The sequence below is a fragment of the Pseudomonas sp. genome (assembly GCF_051660785.1).
GTDB lineage: Bacteria > Pseudomonadota > Gammaproteobacteria > Pseudomonadales > Pseudomonadaceae > Aquipseudomonas.
On the sequence record NZ_JBOFQE010000087.1, the window covers coordinates 81,943 to 100,379 of the forward strand.

Sequence of the window (18,437 nt, forward strand, 5' to 3'; positions counted from 1 at the left end):
AAGACTCAGCGCTTTATCGAGCTCCTGCGTGAGCAACTCCCGGATGCCTGATGCAGTTCCCTAGAAGTCTGGACGGCACAAACCTGTCGTCGGCTGCACCACTCAACCAGGAGCGCAGGGCTATGCTTTAACTCCTCAGCTATCAACGATCTCCAGGAAATAAGACCGCTTCATCCATCTCCGTCTGGAAGCATTTCCTGCGAAGTTCATTGCTCTGATCGAGAGGATAAACCGATGAACGACTATTACGATCTGGGCTCCTACAGCCGCCCGATAACGACCCATTCTCCCCAAACTCAACTCTGGTTCGATCGCGGTTTGATCTGGTGCTACGGCTACAACCACGACGAATCCATACGTTGTTTCCACAGGGCAATCGAACATGACAGCGGTTGCGCGATGGCTTACTGGGGCATCGCCTACGCTTCCGGTCCCAACTACAACAAGCGTTGGGATGCCTTCATCGAACAGGAGTTGAAAGAGGCCGTAGCCCGCGCCCGGCTGGCGACGCACACCGCGCTGGCGCATATCGACGGCGCCAGGCCGGTGGAGCAGGCGTTGATCCGGGCGCTGGACACACGCTATCAGGCCGACGAAGCGGCCAGCCTTGAGCAACTCTTCGCCTGGAACGACGACTACGCGGCGTCGATGCGCGATGTCTACAAAACCTTCCCTGATGATCCCGATGTCGTTGCGCTGTTTGCCGAAGCGCTGATCGACCGCACGCCCTGGCAATTGTGGGACCTGAAAACCGGAACACCGGCACCGGGCGCCGACACACTGGAGGCGGTGGACGTGCTGGAAAAGGCGTTGCGGCGCATGGAGCAACACGGCGATGCACCGCACCCGGGTGTGTTGCACATGTACGTGCACACCATGGAAATGTCGCCTTATCCAGAACGGGCGTTGCGTGCCGGCGATGTGCTGCGCGACCTGGTGCCGGACGCCGGGCATTTGCGCCATATGCCGTCGCACATCGACGTGCTGTGCGGCGATTACCGTGGGGCCATGGTCACCAACAGCCGCGCGATCCAGGCCGACAGCAAATACCTGGAACAGGAAGGCCCGATCAATTTCTACACCCTGTACCGAAGCCACAACTACCACTTCAAACTCTATTCGGCGATGTTCCTCGGTCAGTACCAACCAGCGTTGGAGGCCGCTGATCAACTGATCTCGACCATCAAGGAAGAACTGCTGCGCGTGGAGCAGCCGCCCATGGCCGACTGGCTGGAAGGCTTTGTGTCGATGAAGGTCCATGTGCAGATCCGCTTCGGCAAATGGCAGGACATACTCGCCACACCGCTGCCCAATGACCAGGCACTGTACTGCGTGACCACCGCGATGCTGCATTACGCCAGAGGCGTGGCGCATGCGGCCTGTGGGCATGTCGCCGCCGCGGAAACCGAGGAAGGACTTTTCATCAATGCCCTGAGCCGAGTGCCGCCAACACGTTATATCTTCAACAACACCTGCCTCGACATACTGGCGGTCGCCGGCGCCATGCTGCGCGGGGAAATCGAGTACCGCAAAGGCAACCACGCCAGCGCGTTTGCGCACTTGCGCGAGGCGTTGTCACTGGACGACAACCTGCCCTATGACGAGCCTTGGGGCTGGATGCAACCGGTCAGGCATGCACTGGGCGCGCTGCTTCTGGAGCAGGGCCGGGTGGAAGAAGCCTTGCAGGCCTATCAAGCGGATCTCGGACTGGATAACACATTGAGCCGAGCGTCCTGGCATCTGGACAATGTGTGGAGCCTCCACGGATATGTGGAATGCCTGAAACGCTTGGGGCGGGACACTGAAGCTGCGGCTGCCAGGACTCGGCTTGACCTGGCAACGGCCCGGGCTGATGTGGAAATCACGGCATCGTGTTTTTGCCGGGTTGGGGAGCGGTGCTGCCAGTGAAGCTCAAAAGATACTGATGAGTTAAGCCGTAACACGACCTGTAGCAGCTGGCGGAGCCTGCGTTCGGCTGCGCAGCAGTCGTGAAATCAGGCGATGAGGTGTGTCAGGAAGACCCCGAACTCAGGTTTCACGACTGCTACGCAGCCGAACGTCCGAACGCAGCCCGAGCCTTCGCCAGCTGCTACAACAGTTGGGTGAACGCAAAATCAGCAAGCCCGATCGGGCCGCCAATCGTCGGTGATATGCTGCAGCGTACCTACATCTCGCCGAGAGACTGCCATGGATCGCCTGTCTACCTTGTTGTCACAGTTCGGGGTGCGCGCCAACCTTTTCTACAATGGCAAGCTTTGCGGCATGGCGGCCTACGACGGTGCTGACCAGCGCGGTCATATTCACCTGCTCCAGGCAGGTGCCGTCACGGTGCTTGGGCTTGATCGCAAGGATTTGCTGCTGACCCGGCCCAGTCTGATTTTTTTGCCGCGTCCACGGCGCCATCAACTGTTCGCCGGTGAACCCGAAGGGGCTCAACTGCTGTGTGCGTCGATGGAGTTTGAGGGCGGTATCGATAACCCGTTGTCGGCGTCGTTACCCGACTTGCTGGTGCTGTCCCTGGATGAACTGCCGCTGCTGGCCGATACGCTGAGATGGATGTTCGTTGAGGCGGCAGGCGGACATTGTGGCAGGGAAGCCGCGCTGGATCGCCTGTTCGAACTGCTGATCATCTTGTTGTTCCGGCATCTGCTCGACCACCACCAATTGCGTACCGGGATGATGGCCGGGCTGGCCGATTCGCGACTGGCGCGCTCGCTGGTACAGATACACAACGCACCTCATCGTCCCTGGTCGATTGCCGAGCTTGCCAGCGAGTCGAACATGTCACGCGCTGCCTATGCCGTGCATTTTCGGACCGTAATAGGGCAGACACCGGCAGATTATCTATTGAGTTGGCGTATCAGCCTGGCGCAGAAGCGTCTGCGTGAAGGGCGGCCGATTACACTCATCGCCGCCGAGGTCGGTTATGAAAGCCCTTCGGCGCTTGCCCGCGCGTTTCGTCGCAAGACGGGCTACAGCCCCCGGGACTGGATGAAGGATTCGGCAGGAGAGGGTGCTGGGGAAATGGCCTGAAAACATCGAACTGTTTCAGGCCAGTCCTGGAGGACTCAGAATCGTTTTAACGGGATTCCAGCGCAGTCAGCGAATGGCCGGCCACGAAGATGGAAACAGCCAGCAACCCGATGTCTTTCAAGAGAAACTGTCCTGGCGCGACCGAAATGGCCGGGAAGCCGAGGCCGGGCTCAATCACGCCGGGTGTCGAAAACATAAAGCTCAAGGTGGTGAAAAACAATCCGGCGGACAACGCACCACCGATCAATGACAGCTTCGGCGACAGCAGGCGGCCGGCAATAAGAACACCGATCGAGACTTCCAGGATGCCGAGCAGGCTGGAGAACGTATCGACGCTGAAAATGTTGTAGACCCAGCCCAGGAAAGGGCTGTTGCTCACCAGCGGAACCAGGCCCTCGGCTTCATAGTGCGTAAACTTCATGCCGCCGAACCAGAAGTAAATGACCGCCAGAGCAAAGTAAGCGCCGTAGATGCCAATCGCCGTGGTTCTACTCCCGAGCGAGATTTTTTCAGAGACGCCGTTCGTTGTGTAGTTCTCAGTGTTCAAGGTATTCATGATTCAGGCTTCCAATAGTGTGTGGACTCGAAACCCTGCGCTGTATGCGTTGGGAGTGAACACAGTGTTGCCTGTGAGCCCACACTCGTGGCTTCTGAACGTATTGAGAACGGTGCAGATCGTCTTGACTCACTGCCGGGCTATCTGGATCAGACTGCCGCGAGCACGTCATCAATGACTTCCCCGCTACACAGACGTAATCTTGCCGGTTCGCGTATCAAGATAAAACAAAAAATCAGGAGTCATTGATGCAACCGATCCGTCTCGGTCTGGTGGGCTACGGCAAAATTGCCCAGGATCAACACGTTCCCGCTATCAACGCCAACCCCGCGTTCCAGTTGGTGTCTGTCGCCACGCAAGGCCAGCCCTGCGCCGGGGTCGAGAACTTCCGGTCCCTGGGCGAGCTGCTCGAACACGGCCCGCACGTCGATGCGATTGCGTTTTGCACGCCGCCGCAAGGACGGTTCGCTCTGGTGCAACAGGCGCTCGCCGCTGGCAAACACGTGCTGGTCGAAAAGCCGCCGTGCGCCACACTGGGTGAAGCGATGGCATTGGTGAGCCTGGCGGGAGAGCAAGGCGTCAGCGGTTTGTTCGCCTGGCATTCACGCTACGCGCCCGGCATCGAAGCCGCCCGTGACTGGCTGGCCACCCGCACCTTGCAAAGCGTACAGATCGACTGGAAGGAAGACGTGCGCAAGTGGCACCCCGGCCAGGCGTGGATCTGGCAACCGGGCGGCCTGGGTGTCTTCGATCCCGGCATCAATGCCTTGTCGATTGCAACCCATCTGCTGGCGCTGCCGCTGTTTGTCGAGTCTGCCGAACTGCGAGTCCCGAGCAACTGCCAGTCGCCTATTGCCGCTTCCATTAAAATGTCCGACGCACGCCAGCTCGATGTCCGTGCGGAGTTCGATTTCGACCATGGTCACGATGAACTCTGGAGCATCGAGATTCGCTGCACCGAAGGCATCCTGCGCCTGGACAACGGGGGCGCACTGTTGAGTATCGACGGCGTGCGCCAAGCCGTATCGGCGGAGGGCGAGTACGCGGCGGTGTATCGACATTTCCAACAGCTGATTGGCGACAAAACCAGCGAGCTGGACCTGCAGCCGCTGCGACTGGTTGCCGACAGCTTTTTTGTCGGCAGTCGCGTGTCGGTCGAGCCGTTCTACGATTAGGGCGCAGATCACCCTATTCAAGATGTTCTACGCCGTAACAAGCGGCGATAACAATAAGCGTCAGAAAGCACACCAACTGAACGCTGAAGAAGGCAAACCGGACCGCCACGAAAGCGTCGGTTTGCACATGGCCTACGTGAACCAGAGATTGGCACACACGAGCGATCAGGACGCCTGTCGACAAGTAGCCCACTGCCGGGCTATCGACACCAAGCACCGAAATCACGACCACGATGGCGCCAAAGACAGGCAGGTTTTCCACACAGTTTGCGTGCGCTCGTGTTGCGCGTCGGTACCAGTCCTCGCCTTCGGGCTGATCGCTTCGGAAAGAGGCAATCGGAACATTCAAGAACAGGATTCTGACCCAGCGATACACCCCGACGGTTGCCATCAACAGCAGCAATGTCCAGGCCGCAAATCCAAGCAACATCCACATCGGCGTCGTCATGGCTGCCATCCTCGATAAATCATTTTGAACACGTGATTCCACAGCCGCCCGGCGCGACGCGCGGTCGGCCGGTCCCTGTCGATCATTGGCTCATGATGGGTGCCAGTGCGGTCTGAATCCTGTTCATCTGTGCGGGTGTAGTCATGCGCTCGAGCAACCGGCCAAAGTGCGGGTGCTGCACGCCCGAGACAATGTATTGCCAGCGGTACGCGCCCAGCACGCAGGCTTTGATTTGCGCGGTCTCATCGACTCCGAACCCAGGTGAAACATTTCGGATGAAGTAATCGGCATCGGCTGCCGATTGTGCCTGCAGGATGGCGTCGACGGCGCCCACCAGCGCTATCAGATCGTTCACTGCCTGGTCGCGCTCGGCAGGCGAGAGTTTCGCGTGCTCGGCTTCCCACTCCAGTTCATCGAGTACGACGTGGCGGCTTTCATCCTTCCAGTGGAATTTGAAGACATCCTTGAACAGTGGGCACAACTCCTCGCGCGGGGCGATGCTTTGCACGTAGTGCGTCTGCACAAACAGCTCGATATGACAGGTCAGCGCCAGCACCGACCAGGTGCTGGCCGCCAATACCGCGCGCGCCACCTCGTTTGGATCGGCGACTTGACGATAGCCCGCTGGCAATTGCGTCCCCATCATTGTCTCGATGCGCCGGAACAGCTCCTGATGCTTGATCTCGTCGTTGGAAAAGCGCACCAGCGCTTCGAGCGCGAGCTGATCGTCAAAGACATGGGCCCGACCTTGATCGAGCATTTTGGCACTGATGAAACGCTCGACCAGGCCAAAGAGATACGCATAGGTTCGGCCCTGAATCTGGCTGAGCAGGCGCGCCTCGTGCGCGGCAAGAAAGGGCAGGCGGTCGATCTTCGACAGGCCGTCGGGCAAGAATTTGCGCGAGAAGTCGAAGTGGCGGTCCTGTAGCAAATCGCGATCGATCTGCCATTCCGCTTTCTTCGATGATCTGACAAGTTGGGCATAACGGGCGGCGTTGCGCGTCTCTGAGCCGGGTACGTTGACGACGGTATTCATAGTGATCTCCTGCTTCGCGCTGTCGAGTCGGAATAGACCATTACGGTGGACCTCAGAGCCAATGACTATTGGGGTAGCGTCTGGGGGACGTCTCGATCACTGAGTCCACGTTGGTGTTAATCTAGGCCTCGCCGTTCAGGCGAAGAATGACCAGTGCGCCTGATTACATGCTCCGGACTCCGAGATAGGAGGGCTGGCAATTGCTGGATGCGCTTTCTGATGTCTTGCGGGTGATTCGGCTGTCTGGAGGGGTCTTCCTCGAGGCAGAGTTCACAGCGCCCTGGTGTGTCAGCGGAAGAATCTCGGCAGACGATTGCAAACCGTTTCTGGCGGCACCTCGGCATGTCATTGCGTCGCATTTTGTCGCCGCCGGAACCATGCAGTTACGTATCGAAGGTGGTGCCACCCTCGATGTGCGGGCAGGCGAACTCATTCTGCTGCCTCACAATGATATTCATACGTTTGGCAGTGACTTAAGCATTGCGCCCATGTTTGCGCGTGAAGTTATCCAGCCGCCGGAAGTGGGCAGCCTTTCACGCATCAAGTACGGCGGGGGCGGTGAGGTCACGCAACTGTTGTGCGGATTCCTCGGTTCTGAAACGCCCTTCAGTCCGTTGCTTTCGTCGCTGCCATCCCTATTGAAACTGGACGTGCGCGCGACGGCTTCGGGAGCCTGGATTGAAAGCTCATTCCGATTCGCAGTGAGTGAGATCGCAGCGGGGCGAGTCGGCTCGGCAACGATCATCGCCAAGCTGTCCGAATTGCTGTTCGTCGAAGCCGTCAGCCAGTATGTCGCGAGCCTTCCCGCTGAGCGGCGCGGGTGGCTGGCGGGCTTGCGAGATCCGCAAATCGGCCGTGCATTGGCGCTGCTCCATGCGCGACCAGCCGGGGACTGGACGGCAGAGGCCCTGGCGCTGGAAGTGAGCATGTCGCGCTCGGTTTTCGCAGAGCGATTCACGGCATTGGTCGGACAGCCACCGATGCAATACCTGACGCTCTGGCGCATGCACGTGGCGGCGCAACAGCTGCGCGAAGGTCGCGGTAATGTGGCGCAAATCGGCTTTGCGGTTGGCTACGAATCCGAAGCTGCGTTCAGTCGTGCATTCAAACGTCAGTTCGGCACATCCCCTGGGACCTGGCGCAGACAATCGGCATGAATCGGAGTGTGCCAGGCCAGAACCGGGGCCGCGGCCCGGCGAGGAAACCGCGGCGGCCGGTCAATCAGGTGGCGGCGAGCAGGCCTTTCTGCTTGGCGACATGTGTCGCCATGGCGTCCATAAGGTCCGGGGACAGGCAGTCGTAGGGTTCCAGGCCGATCTCGCGCAGGCGCTCACGGATCGCCTTCATTTGCGCGGGCGGGGTGCCGGTTTCGATGATGGAGGACACGAACGCCGCGAAACCCGGCGCCGCCCATCCACTTTGGGGTGAGAGCTCGGTGTGGACGAAGTCCAGACCATAAAACGCATGGTCCTTGTTCTCGATGCGCCCGAAGAGATGGGCGTGACATTGCTTGCAGGCGTGGCGCTGGATGGTGGCGGTTTCGTCGACAATCGCCAGTTTTTCGCCGTGGGCTGTGACGCTGACCTTATCCCGAGGCACCACGGCGATGACGGCGAACGTCGCACCTTGCGGTTTCCAGCATTTGCTGCAGCCGCATGCGTGGTTATGCAGGGTCTGTGCGTCGATCCTGACCTCGACCTTGTCGGTCGCACACAGGCATTGCAGGGTGCCACCCGTGAAATTCGCGGCGGCGGGTTGGATACCGTTGTCCAGTGCAGGGTGAAGTTTCAAGGTGGCCAAGCTGGCGTCTCCTTTTCAGAGTGTCCCCAGGTAAGAATAGCGCGCCATTCGACGTGTAATTTGGCCCTCCATCCCTTGCAGCAACACTTTCGGCTCTAGTCCGCGCGCAAGCGAAACGGTCGGGATCAATCGCCTCCTGCACAATGGCATTGCAGGCAAAGCTGCACTACCGTGTAGGTGTAAGCCCTCGTGCCGCAGTCCAATTCTGGTTGAGAGGTGGGTTTCATGAACAACATCATCTACATCGTCGGTTTAGTCGTGGTCGTCGTGGTGATCCTGTCGTTCCTCGGATTTGCATAGGTTTCAATTCCTGCACTCCGCCAACACCACCTGGCAGGTGTTCGGCGTGCCGCCGGACCGGCCGGCGTAGCGGATGCAATTATCCAGTGATTTTTTGCGCGCCATGCTCAAGGTATTGCCCCAGGCCAGGCCGCCTTCGCCAGCGGTAGGGAGCGCTTTTGCGTAGCAGGCCGAGCCTGTGCTTGCGGTTGCATAGCGAGTGGTCGACGTTTTGCCAGAACATCCCACGATCGGCGCCAGGCTGATGGCGAGCAGGGAAGGGATGAGCCATGACGGACATTGGCGTGCTGTTTTAACGGTCATCCGGTTTCCCCTGTATCAGGAGGCGTTTCTGGGTCGTGCTCTATTCAGATTAGACGGTGTTGGGGCACGGAGCTGTGTCGGTTTCAACATGCAGCGAGCTTCAGTATTCCGGTGTTGCGCGCTAACGTCCCAGCCTTTGCTTGAGATCTGCCTCACTCCAGACGCCGCTGAGCGGGCCACCCGGCAAACCTTCATTGGCCCGCGCCAGCGGGAACAGCACCGGTATGAATCCGGCGTCGCGCACCAGCCGGGCACCGAGGTCTCGGGCCTGCGCATCGTCGGCGAAAACGGGAATCGCCTTGTCGTTGCCAGACAGGTCTTTCATGGACGCGTAACCAATGGCGTTGAACGCCCGCGCCAGGTGCACGCCGGGCAGATATTGCCGGTCTGCCGAGGCGACGCCCAGATCTAGCGCCTTGCGTCCGATGTCTCCATCGCGGCCGCTGAAGGGGTTGCTGGTGCTGAACAGCACTTTGCCGTCCAGCTTGCCTTTCAGCTGTTCGGACAGCTCCGGCATTGCGCCGTAGGGAACACTCAACACGATCACATCGCCCCAGGCCGCGGCATCGCTGACCGATCCCGCTTGTGCGTTGGGGCCGGCAGCCTTGACCAGGCCCTTCAGTTCCTCGGGGTGGCGTGACGAAAACATCACCGAGTGCCCAGCCTTAACCCACAGCGTGCCCAGCGTGCCGCCGACCTTGCCGGCGCCGATCACGCCGATCTTGAGGGTATCGGCCATTGCCTGGCTGGTGCACAGGATCAGGCCGGCGATCATCAGAAAAACGATTCTGGACATGCGCTGCGCTCCTCGGTTGGAAAGCGGTCGTGTCATTACCGTAGTAGAGGCTGCGCATAAACGAAAGGCAGTGGGCAGCGCACCCGTCTGGATATTTGATGAGCGCAGGGAGGCACATTCAGCAGGGGGAGCTATTGTCTATGTGTTCGCCTCGCCATTTGCAATCTGATCAGCTCGTCCCTGAAGCGAATGGCGAGGTGGACTTTTCTTTTGATTGTTTGTTGCTGCCGACAGCGCACTTGCGCACGACCGGGCTTTCGGTGAGTGGGCGCCATGGAAGCGATTGATTCGGCGCTGATGGCGGCGCGCGTTCAGTTTGCGATCACCATCAGCTTTCACATTGTGCTGGCCGCACTCACCATTGGCTTGGCCAACTTTTTAATGGTGCTCGAAGCACAGTGGCTGTGGCGTGGACGACAGATTTACCTCGACGTCTATCGTTACTGGCTAAAGGTTTTTGCCCTCACGGTGGCGGTGGGCACCGCTTCTGGCTTGATTCTGGAGTATCAGTTCGGACTCAACTGGTCGCGGCTTTCGACCCGGGCGGGTGACATCCTTGGCCCCTTGATGTTTTACGAAGTGCTCGCGGCCTTTTTCCTGGAAGCGGGTTTTCTCGGCATCATGCTCTTCGGCTTGAAGAAGGTCGGCCCACGGATTCATTTCTTCGCCACTTGCGCAGTTGCCCTCGGATCGCTGATCAGCGCGTTCTGGATCCTGTCAGCCAATTCCTGGATGCAGACACCCGCCGGTTACTCCATAGGCGCCGATGGTCGCTTTATGGCCGAGGATTGGTGGGCGATCATTTTCAATCCATCGTTTCCGTATCGGTTTGCGCACATGACCCTGGCAGCGTTGCTCGGCAGCGCCACGCTGGTGGCCGGCGTCAGCGCCTGGCAACTGTTGCGTGCGCCTGAGAATCCGCGGGCACGGCTCGCCTGGTCCATGGCGCTGTGGACGATTGCCTTGCTCATGCCGGTGCAGATCGTGGTCGGTGATCTTCATGGTCAACACAGCCTCGACGTTCAGCCGCTGAAGGTCGCCGCCATCGAAGGCTCCTGGACGCGTCCGCCTGAAGGCGCGGGCGAACCCTTGCGCTTGTTCGCCGTCCCCGACATGACGGAGCGACGCAACCATTGGGAAGTGGCGATTCCGCGCATAGGGTCGCTGTACCTGCGGCACGACCTGAGTGGCACCATCGCCGCACTGGATGAATTCCCGCCGCAGGACATCCCGCCGGTGCCGGCAGTGTTCTTCGCTTTTCGATTGATGGTCGGCCTGGGCCTGTTGATACTGGGGCAAGGCCTGGCGAGCCTGGTGTTGCGCTGGCGACGTAGGTTGTACACAACGCGCTGGATGCTCCGAGGGTGCGTGTTGATGGCCCCGGCCGGATTTCTGGCGATGTTGAGCGGCTGGGTGGTCACCGAGGTCGGACGCCAACCCTTCACCGTCTATGGATTGCTGCGCACGGCTGACAGCCTGTCTTCGGTGTCTCGCCAGCAGGTGGTGGGGGCGACGTGGACGATCCTGGCGTTTTATCTGGTGATTTTCGGCGTGGGTCTATGGGTACTGCTGCGACTGCTGCGTGATCCACCTCACGAGAACGAGCCCGGGCCGCAACCTACGTTGGCTGACGAGACGGGTAAACCGTGAGGGCCTGCATCCATGCTGGAGAATGACTGGATAACCCTGCTGTCCGCTGCGGCCCTGGGATTCTCGGTATTGAACTACGTGCTGCTGGATGGCACGGATCTGGGGGTGGGCGTACTGCTCGGCCTTACCCGGTGCAGCCGGCATCGTCGGTCCATGGCCGTGACGATCCTGCCGATCTGGGACGCCAATGAAACCTGGCTGGTGCTGGGAGGCGGTGGTCTGCTGGCGCTGTTTCCGCTGGCTTACGCCATTCTGCTGCCGGCGCTTTACCTGCCGTTTATCACGATGTTTCTGGCGTTGATTCTGCGCGTGGTGGCGCTGGAATTTCGCGACTACTCGCCAACCGACCGTATCAAGCGCGGGGTCGATGGCTTGCTGCTGGTCGGTTCATTGCTGGCCGGGGCAACTCAGGGGATTGTCTTGGGAACGCTTGTTCAAGGCGTGCCGAGTCAGGATGGGCAGTACAGCGGGGACGGCTGGGAGTGGTCGGGTCTGTTTCCGCTGTTTTGCGGCGCGGTGCTTGTCGTGGGCTACACATGGTTGGGCGCCTGCTGGCTGTATTGGCGCACGGTCGAAGACTTGCAACAGCGATCAGCTCGACAGGCGAGGGCGCTGGCCATCATCACCCTGGTGCTGTTGGCCGTGTTGGTAGTCTGGACCGCGACACTGGACGCTCGATACGCGCAGAGGCTTTCCAATCACCTTATCTGGTTGCCAGCCGCAACATTGACCGTTGCACTGCTGATCGGCTTCACCTTGGGGTTTCGAAGCCGCTGGCACTGTCTGCCGCTGTTTGCCGCATTGGGGATCTTCATTCTGGCGTTCGCCTTGATGATCGCCGCGCTGTATCCGTTGATTGTCCCGCCGCACCTGACCTTGCAAGCGGCCGCCTCAAGTCGCAACAGTCAGATGTTCATGCTGGTCGGTTTCGCCGTGTTGATCCCGGTGACGCTCATCTACAACACCTACGGCTTCAAAGTCTTCAGCGGAAAGGTCCGCGCCGTTCGTGATTGACCGCGGCCTCTCAACGCTGGCCAGTCCAGTACTGGTACACGGCGCCCTGCGGGCCTTGCACCGGGTCCTGGTCGGGAAATAGCAGCGTGTCGATGCTCGCCAGTTGAGCCTTGGTAGGCGCCTCGCGGCAGATATCAGCCTGCTGACCCGGCGGATAGGCACCGACCACCAGAAAGTCGTCACTGGAGCCCAGACTGCAGTGACCGGTACCAGCCGGGAGTAGCAACACGTCGCCTGAGCTGACTTCAAGTACATGTCCACCGGGGCCGCCCAGCATCAACCGTGCGTGGCCGCTTGCGATGCCAAGCACTTCATGACCTTCGGTATGGTAGTGGTGATAGGTGTAAACCCCGTATCGCCATTGAGGTGGCCAGCCATTGGCGCTGAAGGTTTGCTCGAACAGCGCAGCCGGGTCATCGCCCTGAACTGCAATCGCGCCGGGGTAGAGGATGACCGGCAGGCGCGGATTGTTGGGAACCCAATCATTGCGTTCAAACATCAGGGTTTGCACGGTACCTGTCACAGCTAGCGAGTTGTTCATGAAGGCTCTCCGACTCCTGGCTGCGCCATGGATTTTCAGACATCGATCTGCAATTCAAGATCGCCGTTATCTGACTTGTGCGTGTGAAGCACCGACCCCGTCATGTGGTGCTTTGATGAAAGATGAATGGTCACGGAATGTGCCTTGTGCAAGTCAACCGGCACGGGAGCCAACACCCGCACCTGAAACGCACCCGGGGTGATCGGCGTGAGGTCGATTTCGCAGAACACGCTTTTTGGGATAGGCCCCAGCAGGGTGTCGTGCAGGTAGTCCAGGCGCGCAGAGGTAACAGTCATGGCAGTGTCCTTGAAACGAACAGGTGAGGGGCGACGTTTTAGCCCTCTCTATGCGCTAGACGATGCGAATGACGGGGGAGTTCAAAGTCGCGGGCCAACGGAGCATCAGAATGTGCCTTTAAAAGTTTTCTGCCTCGGGCGCACGGAAGGCCTTGCTGTAATAGCCGGACTGGTCGAAACAGCACACCTGCTTCTTGCCGGTTGCAAGCATATCGCAGGCATCAGCAATCCGCTTTTCGCGCGTCTTGAGTTGCTTGGCTGAAGTCATCCAGTGGATCCAGTCCACTCGTGCGAGAGTCGTTGTGTTACTCCAGACTTTGCGAGCCTCAGGATTGGCTGCCAGTGCTTCCTCGAAATCTGCCGGGATATCAGGCTCGGGTTCCTTCTTCACAGGGGTCAGCTCGAGTGTGACGATATCCCCAACGGCCAAACCTGCGGCGTCGAGTAATTCGCTACAGACCTTCAGCCAATGGCTCAGCTGACCATCGGGCTCAAGGGTTGCCTGGAAAGGGTGCCCATTGATTGTGCCTTCAACGGTCGTCCTTCCTCGTCTCGGAAGCGGTTCACTCGCGTCTCTTGGCAGTACTGCGAACGCCCACGACGAGTCATTGCCGGGCTTTGCCGGACGAAGAAGCTTTGCTTCGAATCGGGATTTCACATCGATTGTTGTCATTGCAACGCCTCCAACTGATACGCATGACTGGCGCCATCACCATCGCGTTTAAATGCGAAAGTGATGACGCCGAGATGAGCGTTTATTTACCCATCACCTCGTCCAGTGCCTGCTCCAGGGTGCTGACCGTACGCTCGATATTGTGCAGCTTTTCAAGTCCGAACAGACCAATGCGGAAGGTCTGGAAGTCGGCCGGCTCGTCGCATTGCAACGGCACTCCGGCGGCGATCTGCAAGCCGTGGCTGGCAAATTTCTTGCCGCTCTTGATGTCGGCATCATCGGTATAGCTCACCACTACGCCAGGGGCCTGAAAGCCGACGGCGGCCACGCTTTTGATGCCTTTGCCGGTCAACATTGCACGCACCCGATCGCCCAGCGCCTGTTGTTCGTCGCGGACCTTGTCGAAACCGTACGCTTGCGTCTCTTTCATCACCTCGTTAAACCGCGCGAGGGAATCGCTGGGCATGGTCGCATGGTAGGCATGTCCGCCCTGTTCGTAGGCCTGCATGATCTGAAGCCACTTTTTCAGGTCGCAGGCGAAGCTGCTGCTCTGCGTCTGTTCGATGCGCTCGAGGGCCAAAGAACTGAGCATCACCAGGGCGCAGCAAGGAGAGGCGCTCCAGCCTTTTTGTGGTGCGCTGATCAGCAGGTCGACTGAGCATTTGTGCATATCAACCCAAAGCGTGCCCGAGGCGATGCAGTCCAGCACGAACAGGCCACCCACCGCATGCACGGCGTCACCGACGGCCCGCAGGTACTCGTCGGGCAGGATAATCCCTGATGAGGTTTCGACGTGGGGGGCGAAGACCATCTGCGGCTTCTGTTCCGCGATGGCTGCCAGCACTTCGTCCAGAGGGGGTGGGGCGTAGGCAGCCTGGCGACCCGTGTCGACCGGTCGGGCTTTCAGCACCGTGGTGCCCGCCGGGATCTTGCCCATCTCAAGGATCTGGCTCCAGCGATAACTGAACCAGCCGTTGCGTATCACCAGACATTGCTGGTCGGTGGCAAACTGCCGCGCCACCGCTTCCATGCCGAATGTGCCGCTGCCGGGCACCACCGCAACAGCCTGGGCGTTGTAGACCTGTTTCAGGGTCCTGGAAATGTTCTTCATCACGCCTTGAAATGTCTGCGACATATGGTTGAGCGAGCGGTCGGTGTAGACCACCGAGTACTCGACCAGCCCCTCGGGATCGATACTGGGATAGAGCTTTGACATGGAGTGACTCCTTTGGCAGAGATGTCAGTGGTATCGACCCTGCCCTAAGCCTTGGCAAATGACAAGATTGCTCGGGATTGAATGGCAACTTCTGTCGAGCGGCTGGCACCATCGGATCTCGCACTATCCTGCTATCGACGTCAGGCCTTCCCAACGGCGGCCCTGGCTACAGGTAAATTCGAGGCGTAAAAAAGACCGCGTGGAGCGGGAATCGGAAGTAATCCGAACTCATTCAGGCACCTGACTCAGGGTCACTTGCAGGCATACCGCGAGCTTCCTTATCGTTTTTGTCCTGATCGTCCATCTGTGGGTCGGCGTCAAGGTTATCGACTCGACCACTCTGTCCAGCTTCTGGATGCTCACTCGACACCGAGTTATTTGCATCCAGGTCAGTCATGTCTTCGTCGACAGGAGCCTCGTCGTCTGGAGGTAGCGGAACTTCGGGCTCGTCCTTCTTGGGGTCATGGCCGGTTTCGTTGTCCGTCGTGCGCGTCTCGGGTTGCTGTGATTTGTTGCCAGGTGCGTTTTCGTCAATGTCCATGTTGAACCTCCATACTGATGCGCGGGATGTCCGTGCTTGAACATGAGAAACGGCAAAGCGTTACAAGTGCAGCGCAGTGGACGAACGGAGAAGCAAAACCCGGTCCACTGGCAGGGCTTTCTCTCCTATCTCCGCTCAGGGCTTACCGGTCACCGCAGCGTCCTCGGTCACCCGAACCAGAGCGCTGAAGCCATCAGTATCCAAAGGGCGGCTAAGAAAATAGCCTTGGCCCTCATCGCATAGCACAGACCTCAACAATGACAGATGTTCCTGGGTCTCGATCCCCTCGGCGGTCACGGTTAGCGAAAGAGCGTGACCCAGGCCTACGATCGCTTCGATAACGGACCTGTCGTCGTCGGTAGCTCCCAATCGAGATAAAAAGCTTCGGTCAATCTTCAGTCCGTCGAACGGGAACGTGCGCAGGTAGCTTAGCGATGAATACCCCGTGCCAAAGTCATCCATGGCGATGCGGATGCCCAGGCGTTTCAGCGTTCGCATGATCTCCAGAGCACCCGGCGCATCTTCCAGCATAACGCTTTCAGTAATCTCAATCTCCACCCGCCCAGGCTCGATTCCCGATTGGTGCAATGCCCGCTGCACGCGCTCAACCAGACTGCCGCGCTTGAACTCGGTGGGAGAAAGGTTGACAGAAACAAACAGCTGATCAGGCCAGCTGGAGGCGTACCGCAAAGCGGTCTCCATGACCCAGTTGCTCAAGGCCAGAATCAACCCTGTTTCTTCAGCAATCGGAATGAACGTATCAGGGGGAATCAAGCCACGTTCCGGGTGTTGCCAGCGCACCAGCGCTTCAGCGCCCACCATTTTGCCATCCGCAATACGAAAGCGCGGCTGGAAGTGCAAACGCAGCTCGCCGTGCTTGATGGCGAAACGCAGGTCGCTCTCCAGGCGGCGGCGTTCGACGATCTTCGAGTTCATGTCGCCGGCATAGAATCGCCAGGTATTGCGCCCGCCCGACTTAGCCTCATACAACGCGATATCCGCGTAGCGAAGCAACTCGGTGGCTTCGGTGGCATCAGTGGGCGCCATCGCGATACCGATGCTCGCGCTCACGAACACCTCCTGCTCGCCGACCTGAATCGGACTTTCGATCGATTCGATCAGGCGCTGGCACAACGCTTCTACTTCGTCCTGACTTTTGAGATCCGTCAAAATCAGCACGAACTCATCGCCGCCGATACGCGCTACCAGATCCCCATGGCGAACGCGGTTGGCAAGACGGCGAGAGATTTCGTTCAGCACCGCATCGCCCGCCGCGTGGCCCAGCAGGTCATTGACCGGCTTGAATCGATCAAGGTCGAGGCTGAGCATAACCAACGGCCGCTCGGCTGTGGGCTGTGTCTTGAGTTTGCCATCGAGAAACTCTCTGAGCCGGGTTCTGTTCGGCAGCCCCGTAAGCGAATCATGTTGGGAGAGAAATTCAATGCGTCGACGCGACTCGACTTCTTCAGTGACATCTGTCGCAGTGCCCCGAAATCCCTTGTCAGCCATCGCTCTGGCCGACAGACGGGTAATGCGGTGCTGGCCCTTGGGATCGACATAGCGGCACTGGACGCTGATATCCGGGCGACGATTCGGGATGCAAAGCCACTGGGTCACCGTGCCAAGTTCAGTGCACAGCAGTTGATCCATGGGTGCGCCCAGCCAGTCATGTCTGGACAGGCCCGAGACACATTCAAATCGCTCGGACAAATAGGTAAAGCGCCCCTGCCTGTCAATCTCCCAGATCCAATCGGAACTGGCCTCTGCTACGTCTCGAAAGCGCGCCTCGCTGATGGCCAGCGCAGACTGACTGAGCTGCAATGAGTCGTAACTGGCATCGAGCGCCTGAGCACTGGCAGTTGTGCGGCGCAATATCGCCCAGGCCATAAGGCACACCAGCAACGCGGCAATGCCGATCAAGGGCAAGCCCAGGCCAAGCAGGCGTTCGCCCGGTTTTGGCGGCTCCCAGTGCAAGCTCCCGGCAACGCCGTTTTCGCCGAGCGCGAAGACTGAACGCCCCTGAAGTTCGGCGGCCGTAGCGATGCGTAGTTCATCCACCCCGTAGTCTTTGCCCAGTGTTTCCAGCCTGTCGTCTTCGAGGATGTCAACGAAGATCAAAACCGAAGGCGGCTTGTCATCGGGTGTCACCGTCGGATCTGTGCCGGGGGTAATCGCGGCCGCGCCCACCAGCGCGGGTCGACCACCGATATTGATGAAATGGGTCGTCGGCGTTTCCGCTTCGGCACCCGCCCGGGCTTTAAACACTATGTCGGGGAGCGCTTGCTTGAGCCAACCGGAAGCATCGTCCGACGCCAGTTGCCCATCGACTACGGAATACGCCGTCTGATCGGTGGCGTTGACGACAAATATGCCTTGGAATCCATAGTCGGTATAAAGCGTGGTCCCGACATTCTGCCGTACGTAGGCCCAATCGGTGTCGACCCTCGCGTGCAGATGCTTATAGGCATCGCCCCAGAACGCGTAATCCTTGACCGTGGCGCTTATGGACTTCTCTAGGGCTCGCACGGCTTTTTCGGTATAGAACGCGCTTTCGGTTTCTTCGTTGCGATCCAGGTCGTGCGCCAGGTAGAGAATCAAATAACCGGCGAGGAAAAACACCCCCGTCAGCAAACCAACGAATTTGAACAGTGAAACACGAATGATGCTCACACTTGAGCGACGGTGCGCTGAGCCAAGGACAGAAGGTGGGTGTTCAGGCATGGGGGGACATCGCTAGGCATTGACGCAGAAGGGGTATCAGGCTATCGGCCGCGCGGTGACAAGTTTGAGGGGATTGAATGGATCACCCTCAAGTAGGTCAGTTAGACCTGACTGGCAGCTTCGGGTCGTTTCCTGCCTTTCCTACAGGTCCGCTTCAGGCCGATTACTGCCTTTGGCGAAAGGTAGCAGCCGACCCAAACCAGTCGTTCAATCTTCCTTTTCAGCACGTAAGGTTGTCGCGCAAGTGCAGTCTTGATGGCCCTCGCGCGAACACCTGGCGTGGCTGGCATACCTTCATCCAACAAAGCCTCCATGCATGGGTGCATGTCGAAATCAGA

General features: G+C 59.1%; 18 protein-coding genes. 6 read left to right on the forward strand and 12 right to left on the reverse strand.

All coding sequences use genetic code 11. The features are described from left to right. Positions 1-234: 234 nt before the first annotated feature. Both ACRC4F_RS23470 and ACRC4F_RS23475 read left to right on the forward strand, forming a co-directional pair. A complete protein-coding gene (locus ACRC4F_RS23470; RefSeq protein ID WP_438661498.1) occupies positions 235-1,908 on the forward strand; it encodes a tetratricopeptide repeat protein in 1,674 nt (557 codons plus the stop codon). Between the two features lie 279 nt (positions 1,909-2,187). Further along, a complete protein-coding gene (locus ACRC4F_RS23475) occupies positions 2,188-3,033 on the forward strand; it encodes an AraC family transcriptional regulator (RefSeq protein WP_438661499.1) in 846 nt (281 codons plus the stop codon). Between the two features lie 46 nt (positions 3,034-3,079). Here ACRC4F_RS23475 and ACRC4F_RS23480 read toward each other — a convergent pair whose 3' ends face one another. Next, complete coding sequence (locus ACRC4F_RS23480; protein ID WP_438661500.1) at positions 3,080-3,589, reverse strand: YkgB family protein; 510 nt, start codon at positions 3,587-3,589, stop codon at positions 3,080-3,082. A gap of 248 nt (positions 3,590-3,837) precedes the next feature. Here ACRC4F_RS23480 and ACRC4F_RS23485 point away from each other — a divergent pair, with 248 nt between their 5' ends. Then, on the forward strand, positions 3,838-4,764 hold the full coding sequence (locus tag ACRC4F_RS23485; RefSeq protein WP_438661501.1) for a Gfo/Idh/MocA family protein: 927 nt from the start codon (positions 3,838-3,840) through the stop codon (positions 4,762-4,764). 13 nt (positions 4,765-4,777) lie between these two features. On the opposite strand, the gene ACRC4F_RS23490 is transcribed toward ACRC4F_RS23485, so the two are convergent. Together ACRC4F_RS23490 and ACRC4F_RS23495 are read right to left on the reverse strand one after the other, a co-directional pair. Next, positions 4,778-5,212: an MAPEG family protein gene (locus ACRC4F_RS23490; RefSeq protein WP_438661502.1), complete on the reverse strand. Its 435-nt coding sequence runs from the start codon at positions 5,210-5,212 to the stop codon at positions 4,778-4,780. An 82-nt stretch (positions 5,213-5,294) separates the two neighbouring features. Continuing rightward, positions 5,295-6,248, reverse strand: coding sequence for a diiron oxygenase (locus ACRC4F_RS23495; RefSeq protein WP_438661503.1), 954 nt, complete (start codon positions 6,246-6,248; stop codon positions 5,295-5,297). A gap of 200 nt (positions 6,249-6,448) precedes the next feature. Here ACRC4F_RS23495 and ACRC4F_RS23500 point away from each other — a divergent pair, with 200 nt between their 5' ends. Continuing rightward, positions 6,449-7,405, forward strand: a complete 957-nt coding sequence (locus tag ACRC4F_RS23500) for an AraC family transcriptional regulator (protein ID WP_438661504.1) — start codon at positions 6,449-6,451, stop codon at positions 7,403-7,405. Between the two features lie 64 nt (positions 7,406-7,469). Here ACRC4F_RS23500 and gfa read toward each other — a convergent pair whose 3' ends face one another. The 3 genes from gfa to ACRC4F_RS23515 form a co-directional block, all read right to left on the reverse strand. Further along, a complete protein-coding gene (gene gfa / locus ACRC4F_RS23505; protein WP_438661505.1) occupies positions 7,470-8,048 on the reverse strand; it encodes an S-(hydroxymethyl)glutathione synthase in 579 nt (192 codons plus the stop codon). Positions 8,049-8,351: 303 nt separating this feature from the next. Next, positions 8,352-8,651: a hypothetical protein gene (locus ACRC4F_RS23510; protein WP_438661506.1), complete on the reverse strand. Its 300-nt coding sequence runs from the start codon at positions 8,649-8,651 to the stop codon at positions 8,352-8,354. Positions 8,652-8,772: 121 nt separating this feature from the next. Next, positions 8,773-9,447 (reverse strand): NADPH-dependent F420 reductase, encoded by a 675-nt coding sequence (locus ACRC4F_RS23515; RefSeq protein WP_438661507.1) that lies wholly within the window; start codon positions 9,445-9,447, stop codon positions 8,773-8,775. A 273-nt stretch (positions 9,448-9,720) separates the two neighbouring features. Here ACRC4F_RS23515 and ACRC4F_RS23520 point away from each other — a divergent pair, with 273 nt between their 5' ends. Continuing rightward, positions 9,721-11,097 carry a cytochrome ubiquinol oxidase subunit I gene (locus ACRC4F_RS23520; RefSeq protein WP_438661508.1) on the forward strand — a complete coding sequence of 459 codons (1,377 nt, stop codon included), beginning with the start codon at positions 9,721-9,723 and terminating at the stop codon, positions 11,095-11,097. A 12-nt stretch (positions 11,098-11,109) separates the two neighbouring features. Next, positions 11,110-12,111: a cytochrome d ubiquinol oxidase subunit II gene (gene cydB / locus ACRC4F_RS23525; RefSeq protein ID WP_438661509.1), complete on the forward strand. Its 1,002-nt coding sequence runs from the start codon at positions 11,110-11,112 to the stop codon at positions 12,109-12,111. A 10-nt stretch (positions 12,112-12,121) separates the two neighbouring features. On the opposite strand, the gene ACRC4F_RS23530 is transcribed toward cydB, so the two are convergent. The 6 genes from ACRC4F_RS23530 to ACRC4F_RS23555 all read right to left on the reverse strand — a co-directional run bounded on the left by ACRC4F_RS23530 (position 12,122) and on the right by ACRC4F_RS23555 (position 18,099). Next, positions 12,122-12,652 carry a cupin gene (locus ACRC4F_RS23530; RefSeq protein ID WP_438661510.1) on the reverse strand — a complete coding sequence of 177 codons (531 nt, stop codon included), beginning with the start codon at positions 12,650-12,652 and terminating at the stop codon, positions 12,122-12,124. Positions 12,653-12,687: 35 nt separating this feature from the next. Then, positions 12,688-12,948, reverse strand: coding sequence for a hypothetical protein (locus tag ACRC4F_RS23535; RefSeq protein WP_438661511.1), 261 nt, complete (start codon positions 12,946-12,948; stop codon positions 12,688-12,690). 118 nt (positions 12,949-13,066) lie between these two features. Next, a complete protein-coding gene (locus tag ACRC4F_RS23540; RefSeq protein WP_438661512.1) occupies positions 13,067-13,621 on the reverse strand; it encodes a YdeI/OmpD-associated family protein in 555 nt (184 codons plus the stop codon). Positions 13,622-13,703: 82 nt separating this feature from the next. Further along, a complete protein-coding gene (locus ACRC4F_RS23545; protein WP_438661513.1) occupies positions 13,704-14,837 on the reverse strand; it encodes an alanine--glyoxylate aminotransferase family protein in 1,134 nt (377 codons plus the stop codon). Positions 14,838-15,069: 232 nt separating this feature from the next. Next, entirely contained in the window at positions 15,070-15,378 is a 309-nt protein-coding gene (locus ACRC4F_RS23550; protein WP_438661514.1) for a hypothetical protein, read from the reverse strand. 135 nt (positions 15,379-15,513) lie between these two features. Further along, a complete protein-coding gene (locus ACRC4F_RS23555; protein ID WP_438661515.1) occupies positions 15,514-18,099 on the reverse strand; it encodes a bifunctional diguanylate cyclase/phosphodiesterase in 2,586 nt (861 codons plus the stop codon). Positions 18,100-18,437 lie beyond the last annotated feature (338 nt).